This window comes from Vitiosangium sp. GDMCC 1.1324 (assembly GCF_003044305.1).
GTDB lineage: Bacteria > Myxococcota > Myxococcia > Myxococcales > Myxococcaceae > Archangium.
Genome location: NZ_PZOX01000018.1, coordinates 222571 through 236275, shown reverse-complemented (window position 1 = coordinate 236275; position 13705 = coordinate 222571). Strand labels below are relative to the sequence as shown.

The 13705-nt window shown below is 69.5% G+C and carries 13 protein-coding genes; 4 read left to right on the top strand and 9 right to left on the bottom strand.

What is annotated here, in order from left to right; translation table 11 throughout:
• Positions 1-45: 45 nt before the first annotated feature.
• The 6 genes from DAT35_RS40350 to DAT35_RS40325 form a co-directional block, all read right to left on the bottom strand.
• A complete protein-coding gene (locus DAT35_RS40350) occupies positions 46-744 on the bottom strand; it encodes a DUF4097 family beta strand repeat-containing protein (protein WP_233262003.1) in 699 nt (232 codons plus the stop codon).
• 64 nt (positions 745-808) lie between these two features.
• A complete protein-coding gene (locus DAT35_RS40345; RefSeq protein WP_108074619.1) occupies positions 809-1957 on the bottom strand; it encodes a glycosyltransferase in 1149 nt (382 codons plus the stop codon).
• Entirely contained in the window at positions 1947-3233 is a 1287-nt protein-coding gene (locus DAT35_RS40340) for an O-antigen ligase (protein WP_108074618.1), read from the bottom strand. Before DAT35_RS40340 ends, DAT35_RS40345 begins: the two co-directional genes overlap by 11 nt.
• A 158-nt stretch (positions 3234-3391) precedes the next feature.
• Positions 3392-5065, bottom strand: a complete 1674-nt coding sequence (locus tag DAT35_RS40335; protein ID WP_199243137.1) for a DUF6178 family protein — start codon at positions 5063-5065, stop codon at positions 3392-3394.
• A gap of 52 nt (positions 5066-5117) precedes the next feature.
• On the bottom strand, positions 5118-5723 hold the full coding sequence (yihA, locus tag DAT35_RS40330) for a ribosome biogenesis GTP-binding protein YihA/YsxC (protein ID WP_108074616.1): 606 nt from the start codon (positions 5721-5723) through the stop codon (positions 5118-5120).
• Position 5724: 1 nt separating this feature from the next.
• A complete protein-coding gene (locus tag DAT35_RS40325; protein WP_108074615.1) occupies positions 5725-6225 on the bottom strand; it encodes a multiheme c-type cytochrome in 501 nt (166 codons plus the stop codon).
• A 131-nt stretch (positions 6226-6356) separates the two neighbouring features.
• Between DAT35_RS40325 and DAT35_RS40320 the strand changes: the two genes are divergently transcribed.
• From DAT35_RS40320 to DAT35_RS40305, 4 genes are read left to right on the top strand one after another with little or no spacing between them, the layout of a single operon-like run.
• Positions 6357-6827 carry a hypothetical protein gene (locus DAT35_RS40320; protein WP_108074614.1) on the top strand — a complete coding sequence of 157 codons (471 nt, stop codon included), beginning with the start codon at positions 6357-6359 and terminating at the stop codon, positions 6825-6827.
• 7 nt (positions 6828-6834) lie between these two features.
• Positions 6835-7434 carry a dephospho-CoA kinase gene (gene coaE / locus DAT35_RS40315; RefSeq protein WP_108074613.1) on the top strand — a complete coding sequence of 200 codons (600 nt, stop codon included), beginning with the start codon at positions 6835-6837 and terminating at the stop codon, positions 7432-7434.
• A gap of 23 nt (positions 7435-7457) precedes the next feature.
• On the top strand, positions 7458-8639 hold the full coding sequence (locus DAT35_RS40310) for an SDR family oxidoreductase (protein ID WP_199243136.1): 1182 nt from the start codon (positions 7458-7460) through the stop codon (positions 8637-8639).
• 2 nt (positions 8640-8641) lie between these two features.
• Positions 8642-9586 (top strand): hypothetical protein, encoded by a 945-nt coding sequence (locus tag DAT35_RS40305; protein WP_108074611.1) that lies wholly within the window; start codon positions 8642-8644, stop codon positions 9584-9586.
• Here the strand turns inward: DAT35_RS40305 and DAT35_RS40300 are convergent, their stop codons facing one another.
• The 3 genes from DAT35_RS40300 to hslU all read right to left on the bottom strand — a co-directional run bounded on the left by DAT35_RS40300 (position 9587) and on the right by hslU (position 13700).
• A complete protein-coding gene (locus DAT35_RS40300) occupies positions 9587-10819 on the bottom strand; it encodes a hypothetical protein (RefSeq protein ID WP_108074610.1) in 1233 nt (410 codons plus the stop codon).
• Positions 10820-11026: 207 nt separating this feature from the next.
• Positions 11027-12262: an acetylornithine transaminase gene (locus tag DAT35_RS40295; RefSeq protein WP_108074609.1), complete on the bottom strand. Its 1236-nt coding sequence runs from the start codon at positions 12260-12262 to the stop codon at positions 11027-11029.
• Between the two features lie 37 nt (positions 12263-12299).
• Positions 12300-13700, bottom strand: coding sequence for an ATP-dependent protease ATPase subunit HslU (gene hslU, locus DAT35_RS40290; protein ID WP_108074608.1), 1401 nt, complete (start codon positions 13698-13700; stop codon positions 12300-12302).
• Positions 13701-13705: the final 5 nt, after the last annotated feature.

The following is a 13705-nucleotide window of genomic DNA, read 5'->3' as shown; positions in this document are numbered from 1 at the left end:
AGCGCCTCTCATCCCATCGTGGAAGCACGGTGGGTGGAATGTATTCTACTTCACATCCTCATCAGCTTGGATACTGAGAGAACCGCTCACGGTGCTCACGTCCACGTCGTGCGCGCCGTTGCCGTACCTGCGCTGGGTGGAGCCCAGGCTCACGTCACGTCCGTTGAAGCTGCCCCCCACCGAGGAGAAGTCCACGTTGGCGCCCGCCCCGCGCGGCAGCTTCAGCTTCACGTCGCCGGACACGGTGCTCACCTCGGTGTCCTTGAGCGCCTCGGGCACCAGCTCCACGTCGCCGCTCACCGCGGACACCTCCAGGTCACCCCGCGAGCCCTTCACCGAGATGTCGCCGCTCACCACGGAGACTTCCTGATCTCCCGCCACGCCGGACACCTTCACCGGTGCATCCACCGAGGCCAGCTCGAGCGAGGAGTCGCGCGGCACCTTCACCACGAAGTGCGTGGGCGCCGGATCCTCGCAGTGGTTGTGTGACTTCCCGCAGGAGCCACAGCACATCTGCACCGTCACCTCGTCCCCGTCCTGCTCCACCTTGATGGAGGTGCGGGCACGCTCGGCCTCGCTGCCCTCCTGCGTCACCTCCACCGACACCGTCTTGCCTTCCGAGGCCTCGACCCGGATGGAGCCCTTGACGTTGGAGACGCTCACCTTGGGAGCACCATCCGTCTCGAACTTCCAGGACTGCGGGGAGGGCGTGGCGGCCAGGATCAGGAACAGGGCGAGATTCACGGAGGATTCCTCGTGGGAGAGAGAGCGTTGTCCCCCTCCCCTACGAGCCTCCGGAAAAACGATTTCACCCGCCTCGCGCCACGCGCCGGTACAGCACGTCATGCCGGCGCACCAGCCGCTCCAGGGACAGCTCGCGCTCCACGAAGGCGCGCGCCTCCGCCCCCATCCGCCGGCCCCGCTCGGGGTTCGCCAGGAGCTTGCGGAAGGCCTCGCACATGGTCTCGGGCCGCAGGGGTGGCACCACCAGGCCCCGCTCCCCGTCCGCCACCAGCTCCGGATTGCCGCCCACCGACGTCACCACCATGGGCAGTCCCGCGGCCATGCCTTCCATCACCGCGTTGGACATGCCCTCCGCGGTGGAGCACAGCACCCCGAGGTCCGCCCGCGCATAGACGGCGGGGACATCCGCCCGGTGCCCCAGGAAGTGGACGGTGTCCGTCAGCCCCAGTGCTCCCGCCAACCGCTCCAGCTCCGGCCTCCGCGGGCCATCCCCCACCAGGAAGGCGTGCAGCACATGCCCCTTGAGGCGCACCATCGCTAGCGCCCGCAGCAGATCCTCCTGCCGCTTCACCGGGTGGTTCATGTTCGCCACGTGCACCACCACCGGCGCGCCCCGCGTGTCCGGCAGCGGCGCCTTCAGTCCCTCGCGCACCCGCGCGTCGAAGCGCGCCAGGTCCAGGCCGTTGGGAATGACGGATACCCGCTCCGCTGGCAGGCCCTCCTCCCGGACCAGCATCCGGCGGATGGCCTCGGCGTTGCCCACCACGTGGTCCGCCATCCGGGTGAGGCTCCGGAGCACCGCGCGCTGCATCTTCCCGTGCCAGTGGGCCAGGTCCAGCCGCCCGACAATCACCTTCGTCCCCGCCAGCTTCGCCGCGGGCACCACCACCATCGTCGAATAGAAGTCGTGCGCGTGCACCAGCTCCACCCGCTCGCGCCGCAGCCAGTGCGCCAGCCGCACCACCTGCATCGCCGAGTTGGGCCGCGCCAGCGAGCCGTTCAGGGGGAACACCTCCGGCGAGAAGCCGAGCCTCAGCACCGAGCCCATCAGCGGCCCCGCGTCCTGGAGCACCGCCACCTGGACACGGTAGCTGGGCGGTAGCCCTCGGAGCAGCTCCACCACCTGCACCTCGGTGCCGCCGATGTGGAACGACTTGGTGAACTGCACCAGGCGGAGGGGCTCCTCCGCCATCCGCGACTCCTCACGCCGCATTGTTGGACCCCTCCAAGCCCGCCACCAGTCGCCCCTTCACCTCGGGAACGCTCGCCGATTCCCGCGCCTCGTGCGCCCGGGCGATGCGTTGTGCGCACGCCGCCAGGCCGAACAGCACGTACAGGTGCGCGGACAGGATGTAGCCGGAGAACAAGTCACAAATGAGGTAGCCCGTCATGGAGGCCGCCAGGCCTCGCGCCATCCACCCCAACCACGGGTCGCGCGAGGCCGCGAAGGCCCCGCCCGTCGCGCTCCCGGCGAACACCAGGAAGAAGAGCAGGCCCACCCAGCCCAGCTCCCCGATGACGTCCAGGAAGATGTTGTGCGCCACGTAGGCACGCGTGGCCTCGGGCGGCGCGTAGAGCGGCCAGGCGTGGCGGAAGGCCCCCGCGCCCACGCCCAGCAGTGGCTTGTCCAGGCTGATGCGCGACGTCACCTGCCACGCGTACACACGGCCCATGGCCGAGGCGTCCTCGTGGAAGGTGGCCACCGTCTCGTTGCGCTGCCAGAAGCTCTGGGGCGCGAACACCACCAGCCCCAGCGCGAGCGCCGTGCCCAGCAGCACCGAGCGCAGCTTGCGCTGCTCGCGCAGGGCCCACAGCGCCATGGCCACCGACAGGCCAATGAAGCCACCGCGCGAGTAGGTGAAGACGATGGCCACCACCGCCATCACCACCGCCACGGCGCAAGCCCCTCGCCACAGCCAGCCGCTCTCCTTGCGCGCCACGAAGGCCACCGCCAGCGGGACCACCAGCGCCAGGTTCATGGCCGAACGATTCGGGTCCGCGTACACCTCCACCCAGTGCGCCCGGTACCCCTCCACCAATGTCTCGGGGGTGCCAGTGAGGTACGTGTTGATGACGCCGTAGGACGTCACCAGCGAGGCCACCACCATGGCTCCGCACACCGCCGCCAGCCGCTTGGGCGTGGTGACCACGTTCACCAGCGTCAGGTAGATGGCCGTCAGCTTGAGCAGCTCGATGGCCGTGAAGCGCGACACCTCCGGGTTCACCGACCAGGTCATCGAGGCCAGGGACAGCCCCGAGAAGCACAGCAGCGCCACCCCTCTCACGCCATCGAAGTAGAGCGGCTCCGCGCGTCCCATGCGCCGCAGCACCATCAGCCCCGCGGCCAGGCCCGACGTCAGCAGCGCCAGCCGCAGGGGTGCCACCGCGGGTATCCACGCCTGCGGCACCATGTACATCAGCGCCGCGAAGGCGGTCAGCGCATAGAACGCCACCACATCACGGCGTTCCACCTTGTCGCCTACCCCCATCCAGACCCTCCTCCCCACTCCCCGGCTCCCCATGCGCGGACCGGGCCGCCCCTTTCTTTAGCAGGCGATATGCCACGCGCCCCGGAGGGCAAAGACCCGTGGATCCAGGAGCTTGGCGGGGGGGGACGTCGAATGGCGGGACGAGGGGCCGGAAAGAATTACGGTTCTGTGCCCTCCATGGGCAACAGGACGGAGGCGATGGGGTCCATCCTGCCCTCTTGGAGGAAGGAGGGAGCAAGCTCCTCCAGCAGGCGGGCGAGCGTCACCGACACCAGGCGGCGCAGCTCAGGCCGGGCCGGCTCGGGCACCCCCGGCTCCAGCACCGACGCCGCGCGCTCCACCACGTCCGGACGCAGGCGAGGGGCCTCCGGAGTGCCCTCGAAGAGCAGTGTCCCCAGCTCGTCCCTCCGCGCCGAGGGCACCGCTCGGGGATCCACCTTGCCCTCCAGCAGGGCCATGGCCACGAGGGCCGCGAAGAGGCGCTCCATGCCCAGCACGCGCGGCTCCACGCCGAAACGGGCCAACAGCTCGTGCGCCCGCTCGGGTGTGCCGCCGAGCAACGCGCCCAGCAGCGCCACCTGCGCCTCCGCCCGCGACAGCACCTGCTCGCTGGCGGCCAGCTCGCGCCGGGAGCGGAAGGGCACCGGCTCGGCTCCGGGCACCTTCAATGCGCGGCGCGGACGCTTGCGGCGCAGCGCCTCGACGGCGGCGGTCTCCTCCGGGAAGAGGAGCGGTGTGCCCTCCACCTGGGCCAGCGGCTGCTTCATCAGCCGCTCCGCGCGGAACTTGAGCGCCAGCGTCAGCGAGAAGCCCACCTGGAAGACGCGCCGCAGCTCCGTGTCCCGCACCACCTGCGCGGCTCGCGAGGGGTCTCCCCCCGTCAGGTGCTCCAGCCCCAGCAGCAGGTAGTCCCGGGTGATCTCTCCCACGCGCCGGATGGCGTCCAGGTCTCCCGGGTCCTCCACCTCCGCCACCAGCGTGGCGTTGGCCAGGTAGCGCAGCTCGGCCTCCAGGTTGTCCCTCTCCACCTCGTCCAGGTCGCGGAAGACGGCCTCCAGGTAGTTCGGCTGCTCCCGGGCGGCCGCGAGCGCCGCGCTCACGGCCGGTGCCGGCGCGGGTCCGGTGTCCACCCGGCTGAAGAGCCGCGCGGCCTCCTCCAGCGGCGGGAAGCCCAGGTCCTGCAACCGCGCCGTGCGGAAGCGGTACGCCGTCTCCTCCATCTCGCCGGGCACCTCCCAGCGCGTGGCCTCGAGGAAGCGCACCGCCTCGAAGGGGTTGTCGGCGATGAGATCATTGAGGATGGAGCGCAGGGCGGCCAGCTCCGGGCCCTCCACGCCCTTGAACTCCACCAGGTAGCGCCCCTCGGGCGTCTCCAGCGTCACGCCCTCCACGTGGACGTCCGGGTTCTCCTCCAGGTCGTGGATGAGGGTGAACTCGCGCAACAGGTACTCGAGCACCTCGGCGTCCATCTTGCGCAGCTTCAGCAGGAAGTCCTCGGACGCGTCCCCCCGAGCGGCGCGCAGCCAGGTGAGCACCTCATGCGGGGAGATCTGGTCCTTCTTCCATCCGCCCAGGTCCACGAAGATGCGGAACTGCTCGGGCGAGGCGAGCTGGACGAGCTCGGTCGCATCCGCCAGGCCCACCTCCATGACGGTGAAGTAGAGATCCTCCGCGGGGAGCGAGCGCACCAGGGCCCGCGCATCACGCGATTCGACGAGCGCATCCATCCGCTTCCGGGCGGGCAGCGACGCGAGCTGCCGGCGCACGGTGTTCAGCGCGTGCTGGGTGTCACTGCCATTGCCCCGGGTTCCGTTTCCTTTGCCGTTCGACACGGCCGGGTGCCTACCACAGCGCCTCCCGGGCAGGGAGGAGAACGCGGGCCCCCTACTTCACGGTGTTCAGAAGCGCGTTCCACACCTCGTCCACGCCCAGCTTGTCCGTGGCGGAGAACGCCAGGACGGCCTCGCGCGGCAGGGAGAGCTGCTCGGCCAGCTCGGTCAGGCGGGGCTTGCGGCGCGCCTTGGGCAGCCGGTCGATCTTCGTGGCCACCACCAGGATGGGCCTCTTGGCCTCCTGCAGGTAGTCGAGCGTCTGGAAGTCATCGGAGGTGGGTCCCACCTCGGCGTCGACGATGCTCACCACCACCTTCAAGTCCCGGCGCTTCTCCAGGTAGGTGGTGATCATCGTCTGCCACTCGGAGCGCTCGGTCTTGCTCACCTTGGCGAAGCCGTAGCCGGGCAGGTCCGCGAAGCGCACGGTGTGGCGCTTGCCCTCGCGCTCCACGTCCACGTCGAAGAAGTTGAGCGTGCGGGTACGACCCGGGGTGTTGGACACGCGCACCAGCTTCTTGCGGCCGGTCAGCGCGTTGATCATGGACGACTTGCCCACGTTGGAACGGCCCACGAAGGCCACCTCGGGGGCGAGGCTCGTGGGGTAGCCCTTGGGCTCCACCGCCGTGGTGATGAAGCGGGCGTCGAGAATCTTGATCACGCTATTTCTTCTTCGCGGGCTCGGGCGAGGAGCTCTCGGCGCGAGGCGACTTACCGGTGCGCTCGGCGGACCAGTGGTCGATGGCCTTGAGCGACTCGACGAAATTGAAGGGTTTGAGGGACGGGGACGAGGCGTCGTGGCAGTTGCGGCACTGCTTCTCCGAGGGGTCCACCAGGCCCACCAGCCGGGCCAGCTCGGCGTCCTTCATCACATAGGCGGGCGAGTAGTACTGGCCGCCGCCATGGCAGGTCTCGCACGTGACGTGGGAGACGCCCTGCGAGCCCTGGTCGGGCGAGTGGCAGGAGAGACACCGCGCGTCCTTCTGCTGCGCCTCGGAGAGCGAGTCCCCCGCCCGGGCATGCTTGGACTGCATCCAGGCCTCGTAGGCCGCCGGGTGGCAGCCCTTGCAGCTCTCCGGGCCGAGGAAGTCGGCGGCACCGGCTGCGCCGGAGAGGGCGAGGACGAGCACGAAGGAGGGGAGCCAGGAGCCGCGAGCGCGCATCGGGTGGGGTGACTAGCAGACGACCCCGGGGTGGGCAAGGCGGAGGTGCGCAACCTGGCGCGGTTGTGGCCTCCCGGACGAAGAGAGGGGGAGCTTGAGAGGGCGCGGGGGGATCCGTTACATCAGAGGGGATGAAGATCATCGCCATCGTCGCCGTGCTCCTCGCCGCCGCGCCCGCGGTGGCCAAACCGTGGCAGGGAATCGAGCCCGGGCAGTCCAAGCGTGAGCAGATCATCCAGAAGTTCGGAGAGCCCTCGCGCGTGGTCACCTCCGAGGGCAAGGAAGTCATCGCCTACTTCGGCCCGAAGGCCATCCAGGGGACCAAGCAGGTGCAGTTCACCGTGGACCCGGGCTCGCAGCATGTCGAGCGGATCGCCGTCTTCCCCGGGCCGGTCATCGACAAGGAGTCGGTGGAGAGCACCTACGGCCCCGCCTGCCCGTCCTCCGGCAAGGTGCCCGCCGCCCCCTGCTACCAGAAGAAGATCACCGACGACTTCCGCACCTACCTGCACTACTCCAAGCTGGGCCTGGCCATCTTCCTGAACGAGGACGGCAAGACGGTGCACTCGTTCATCTTCACCCCGCAGCCGGCCGGAAAGTAGGCCCCGGGTGAAGATCTACGGGCTGACCGGAGGAATCGCGTCCGGCAAGAGTACCGTGAGCCGGATGCTGCGCGAGCTGGGCGCCCAGGTGCTGGACGCGGACGTCATCGCTCGCGAGGTGGTGGAGCCGGGCACCCCGGGACTGCAGGCCGTGGCCGAGCGCTTCCCGGGTGTGGTGGGCCCGGACGGACGGCTGGATCGGGCCAAGCTGGGGGCGCGCGTCTTCGCGGACCCGGCGGAGCGGGCCGCCCTCAACGCACTGCTCCACCCACTCATCGGCCAGCAGTTCCTGCTGCGCACCCAGGCGCTCGCCGAGCAGGGGGTGGAGCGAATCATCTACGACGCCCCCCTCCTCATCGAGAACCGGCTGCACGAGGCGATGAACGACGGGGTGGTGCTGGTGTGGGTGCCCCGGGAGGTCCAGAAGGCCCGGCTGATGACGCGGGACGGCCTGGACGAGGCGGCGGCGGAGGCCCGGCTGGCCGCCCAGCTCCCGCTCGACGAGAAGCGCCCACATGCGACCTGGCTGGTGGACAACTCGGGGGATGTGGGGGCAACCCGGGCGCGGGTGGAAGAGGTGTGGCGCGCCATGCTCGCGCGCGGCTGAGGGCCGGGTATGCTCCGCCGCCCATGAGCGAGAAGCGCAAGGAAGCCCGAGGCAAGGCCGGGACATACTTCGTCACCGGCTTCCCGGGCTTCATCGGCAAACGGCTGGTCGAGCACATCCTCCGCGAGGAGCCCAAGGCCCACGTCTACGTCCTGGTGCAGCCCAAGCACCTGAAGGAGGCCCAGCAGGTGGCCTCCCGGATGCAGGGCCACGGTGCCCGGCTGGAGCTGCTCACCGGCGACATCGTGGACATGCACCTGGGCCTGTCCGGCGAGGAGTACCAGCGGCTGTGCGAGCGGGTGACGCACATCTACCACCTGGCGGCGGTCTTCTACCTGAGCGTGCCCAAGGAGACGGCCTGGCGCATCAACGTGGACGGCACGCGCAACGTGCTGGAGCTGGCGCGCGACTGCGAGCACCTGCAGCGCTTCAACCACTTCTCCTCCTGCCACGTCTCCGGGGACCGGGTGGGCGTCATCGCCGAGGACGAGCTGGACTGCGGCCAGGGCTTCCGCAACGTCTACGAGGAGACCAAGTTCCAGGCGGAGAAGCTCGTCCAGCGCGCCGGCGGCAGCCTCCCCGTCACCATCTTCCGCCCGTGCAGCGTGGTGGGCGACTCGCGCACGGGGGAGATCGACCGTTTCGAGGGCCCCTACTACCTGGGCATCCTCCTGGTGACGAGCCCGCTGGTGGTGCCGCTGCCGCTGCCCGGCAACGGGGTGGCCCCGCTCAACGTGGTGCCGGTGGACTACGTGGTGCAGGCGGTGTGGGCGCTGTCGCACGATCCGCGCGCCATAGGCCAGACCTTCCACCTGGTGGACCCCAACCCGATGAGCGCCCGCCGCGTCTACGAGCTCATCGCGGAGAAGGCCAACAAGAAGCTACCCCGCTTCAACCTCTCGGCCCGGGCCGCGGACGTGATGCTGCGCCTGCCCGTGCTGGAGAAGCTGGCCCGGCCCCAGCGCGCCGCGCTCAACTACGTGAACCACCTGGCCATCTACAACTGCCACAACACCCTGGAGCTCCTGGACGGCACCGGCATCCGCTGCCCTCCCCTCTCCTCCTATCTGGACCAGCTGGTGGCCTACGTGCGCGATCAGTACCGCCAGCGCCGCGAGCAGGCCTCCGAGGTGGAGGATCCCCTGGACCGCACCCCCTCCGTCCCGAATGAAGAAGCGGACGCGGACCTTCGTCGGAGCCGCTGACCATGAGACCCCTTCTCTCCCGCCTCTCCCTCCTGCCCCTCGCGGCGGTGCTCGGCACCGGCTGCCTGGTGAGCACGGGTCCCGACACCCCGAAGGATCCGTGCAGCCCCAATCCCTGCACCCAGGGCGACAAGACCCTGTGCGTCAACGAGGACGGCAACGCGCGCTGTCTCTGCAAGCAGGGCACCGTGCTGCGGCCCAGCGGTGTGTGCGAGCCCATCACCACCGCGAACTGTCCCGAGCACTCCGGCGACAGCTCCGAGCCGGATGACTGCCTGTCGCGCGCCAAAGTGTTGGCCACGGAAAACGCGTCGCGGCAGCAGAGCATCGAGCCCGTCGGTGACTACGACTTCTTCCGCATCGACGGCACCCTGAACACCGTCTACAGCGTCACCGTGGAGCCCGGGCAGGGCTCGCTCATGCCGCGCGTGGACATCTTCGACAAGGAGGGCCTCTGGATCACCTCCCAGGACGGCCGCCCCAAGGCCCAGGTGGGATTCAAGGCCCGCGCCACCGGCGCCTACTACGTGCGCGTGAGCCACTCGCCGATGGACGCCTCCGCCGCCACCGGCCTCTACTCGCTCGCCTACAGCTCGCTGGGCCAGGATGACCACGGAGACGCCTCCGACAAGGCCACCACCGTCGTCCCGGACGTGGGCGGCGCCACCTCGCCCGTCGACCACTATGGGCGCCTCGAGTACGGCCAGGACGTGGACTGGTTCTCCATCGCCGTCACCCAGGGCAGCACGTACCGCATCGAGTTCAGGACCGACCGCGCCGTGCCCTCGCTCGCGGCCTACACCGCGCAGGACGTGAAGACCCCGTTCCTCACCACGCGCAACTCGTACGTGGAGATCACGGCGGCCTCGACCACCACGCTCTATCTCGCGCTCTACTCGGCGCAGAGCGAGCCGGGCAGCTACGTCTTCCAGGCGTTCCGCTACTAGTCAGCGGACGGAGATGATGTCCTGGTCCAGCAACTGGACCAGGACGCGCATCGTGTCCAGCCGGGACATGCCGGACACGGCGAAGAGGGCCTCGAAGCTGAGCCGCCCGTCGATACGCGACAGCAGGAAACCCGCGCGAGAATCCAGGCTGAGCTTCATCAGGTCCGCCATGCGCAGCTTCAGCGCGGGCACCCGCTTCAGGTCCCCCAACCTCGCCTCCAGAGAGGCCTGCTGCTGACGCATGCAGCGCTCACGGGCCGCCGCCAGCCGCGCATCGCCCGGGGCGAGCTGCTCGGCCTTCTTCAGCAACTCGATCGCGCTCGACGCGTCTCCCAGCGAGAGCAGATCCGCCACGCCCTGCAGCAGCGTGGCCACCTCCTGGAGCGGCTCCACCCGGGGAACGAGCACGGGCAGCGGCGTGGCCGGCCGGGGCGCCTCGGGCACGGGCGCGACGGGCCTCCGGGCCTCGGGTACAGGCGTAACAGGCCGGGGAGCCTCTGGTGCGGGAGTGACCGGCCTCCGGGCCTCGGGCACAGGCGTGACCGGCCGGGGAGTCTCCGGTGCGGGCGAGACCGGCCTTCGAGCCTCGGGCGCAGGCGTGACTGGCCGAGGAGTCTCCATTGCGGGTGCGATGGGCCGCCGAGCCTCGGGGACAGGCGTGACTGGCCGCCGGGCCTCGGCGGGGGGCACTGGCCGAGACGCCTCGGGCGCAGGCGTGACCGGCCGCCGAGCCTCCGGCGCGGGGGGCACTGGCCGAGGCGCCTCGAACACGGGAGCGACTGGCCTCCGGGCCTCCGGCGCGGACTCGGCCGACTGGAGGGCCCCGGGGGCGAACTGGGGCTCGGAGAGGAAGCTCAACACGTCGGCGGTGATGAGCCGGCGCTCCTCGTCGGGAACCACCGCCTCCTCATCCAACAGGACGACGCTCACCTCCAGCGCGGGCTGGGGAGCCACGGACGCCAGGGGAGGCACGGTCATGGGCCGCACGGCGGGGGGTGGAACACCCTGGAGGGGAGCGGGCGCCACGGAGACAGAGGCCTCGCTCTTGGCGAGCCACTCCCGGGCCCGGCGGTTGGAGGGATCATGCACCAGGGCCTTCATGAAGAGGCTCCGCGCCCCCGCCCTGTCCCCCCCGAGGTGCAACCAGAGCCCCGCCTCGATGAGCTGATTGGCCCGGATGGCGTCGCGCTCCGAACCCGGATCGATATCAATGGCAGCTTGAGGCGCGATCATCGGGAACCTCCGGAACGGAGCCCTTTCGAGGGAACTCGGGAAACCGTCACAACCAACGGAAATCCTAAGCCCGGCCCTCTGTCGCGTCAAACACCATCGGCGGATTATTTCAGGCGGAGAAGACTGCTCCGTCGACCAAGAGACTTCCTGGTTTTCCGGAAATGCACTCCAGGTAACAGGGAGTGCACTCCCGGGAGCGGCGAGCGCTCAGGACTTCAGGGCGCGCTCGAGGATGCGGACGCCCTGATCCAGGTCGTCATTGGTGACGGTATAGGCCGGGGCGAAGCGGATGGTCTTGTCGCCGGCGGCGTTGACGAGCATGCCGAGCTCGCGGCACTTGGCGATGAAGGGCGCGGCGTCCTGGACGAGCTCCACGCCGATCAGCAGGCCCAGGCCGCGAGCCTCCTTGATGACGGTGGGCATGCGGCTCTGGAGCTCGCGCAGGCGGGTGAGGAAGTACTCGCCCTTCTGGGCCACGTCGCGCAGGAGCTGCGGCTCGGTCACCTTGCGGATGACGACATTGGCGGCGACCGCGGCGATGAGGTTGCCGCCGAAGGTGGAGCCGTGGGTGCCCGGAGCCAGGCTCTTGCCGGCCTCCTCGGTGCACAACATGGCGCCGATGGGCAGACCATTGCCGAGCGCCTTGGCCAGGCTGATGGCGTCCGGGAGGATGCCCTCGTGCTGGTAGGCGAAGACCTTGCCGGTGCGGCCCATGCCGGTCTGGATCTCATCCACGAGCAGCAGCAGGCCCTTCTCGTCGCACAGGGAGCGCAGGGCCTTGAGGAAGCCCGGGGGCGCCACCTTCACACCGCCCTCGCCCTGGATGGGCTCCACGAGGATGGCGGCGGTGTGAGGACCCACGGCCTTGCGCACGGCCTCCAGGTCCCCGTAGGGCACGTGGGTGAAGCCCGCCGGCAGGGGCTCGAAGCCCTTCTGGTACTTCGTCTGCCCGGTGGCGGTGACGGTGGCCAGCGTGCGCCCGTGGAACGAGTTGTCGAAGGTGATGACCTCGTAGCGCTCGGAGTTGCCGCGGTCCTTCTGGACCTTGCGGGCCAGCTTGAGCAGGGCCTCGTTGGCCTCCGCGCCCGAGTTGCAGAAGAAGGCGCGCTGCAGGCCCGAGGCGGCGGTGAGCCGGGCGGCCAGGTCGATCTGCGGCTCCGAGTAGAAGACGTTGGAGGTGTGCCAGAGCTTGTCCAGCTGGGCCCGCACCGCGGCCACGACCTCGGGGTGGCAGTGGCCGAGCCCACACGTGGCGATGCCTCCGAGCAGATCCAGATACTCCCGACCATCCGCGTCCCAGACGCGCGAGCCCAACCCGCGCTCGAGCACGATGGGCTGCTGCTTGTAGTTCTGCAGCAGGTGGGCCTTGGCCTTGTCGATCCACTGCTGGTTGTTGCCGGTGGTGGGAGTGGCCTGCGCGGCGTCGTTCTTGGCGGTTCTCATAGGGGTGGGTTGGGACACGATGGGCTCCCTCATTGGACTAGAGGATGTAGCGCGAGAGATCCTCGTCCTGGACCACGGAGGCGAGGCGCTCACGCACGTAGGTGGCGTCGATCTGCAGGTCCTTGGGGCCCTGCTCGCTGGCGGTGAAGGATACCTCGTCGAGCAGACGTTCCAGTACCGTGTGCAACCTCCGCGCCCCGATGTTCTCTGTCCGTTCGTTGACGGACTGCGCAATGCGGGCGATCTCCGCAATGGCATCATCGGAAAAGTTCAGGCGCACCCCTTCCGTGGCGAGCAGCGCGGTGTACTGGCGGATGAGCGAGTTGCGAGGCTCGCGGAGGATGCGGACCAGGTCCTCGCCGCTGAGGGGATCCAGCTCCACGCGGATGGGGAAGCGGCCCTGGAGCTCGGGGATGAGGTCGCTGGGCTTGGAGACGTGGAAGGCGCCGGCGGCGATGAAGAGCATGTGGTCCGTCTTCACCTGACCGTACTTGGTGTTGACAGTAGAGCCCTCAACGATGGGGAGGATGTCGCGCTGGACGCCCTCGCGGGACACGTCCGGGCCCGAGCCCTTCCCTGCCCCCTCGCGGCTGGCGATCTTGTCGATCTCATCGATGAAGACGATGCCGCTGGTCTCCGCGCGCACGAGCGCCTCGCGGGTGACGCGCTCATTGTCCACCAGCTTGGCGGCCTCCTCCTGCTCGAGCAGCCGCAGGGCCTCGGGGGCGCGCACCTTGCGCCGCCGCGAGCGGCTCATTCCGGGCATGTTCTTGAAGAGGTCCTGCAGGTTGACGCCGATCTCCTCCATGCCCTGGCCGGAGAAGTTGCGCAGGAAGGTGGGGCCACCGGTCTCGGCGGTTTCGATCTCCACCTCGTGGTCATCGAGCGTGCCAGCGCGCAGCTGCGCCCGGAGCTTCTCGCGCTCGGAGTCCCCGAGCCGGGGTGCGGAGGGAGGAGGCGGAGGAGGCATGAAGCCGATGCCGCCGGACGGACGCGAGGAGGGCCCATTGCCGGCGAGCAGCTGCGACAGCCGGTCCTCGGCGAGCTCGATGGCGCGCTCGCGCACCTTCTCCATCTCCTCGTCGCGCACGAGCGAGATGGCGGCCTCGACCAGGTCGCGCACCATGGACTCGACGTCGCGACCCACGTAGCCGACCTCGGTGAACTTGGAGGCCTCGACCTTGACGAAGGGGGCCTGAGCGAGCTTCGCCAAGCGGCGGGCGATCTCCGTCTTCCCCACGCCGGTGGGGCCGATCATGATGATGTTCTTGGGGTGGATCTCATCGCGCAGATCCTCGGGGACCTGCTGACGGCGCCAGCGGTTGCGCAGGGCGATGGCCACGGCGCGCTTGGCGGCGTTCTGCCCGACGATGTAGCGGTCGAGCTCGCCGACCACCTCGCGGGGAGTGAAAGCGGGGTTCTTGCGTCCGTTGCTCACGGTGG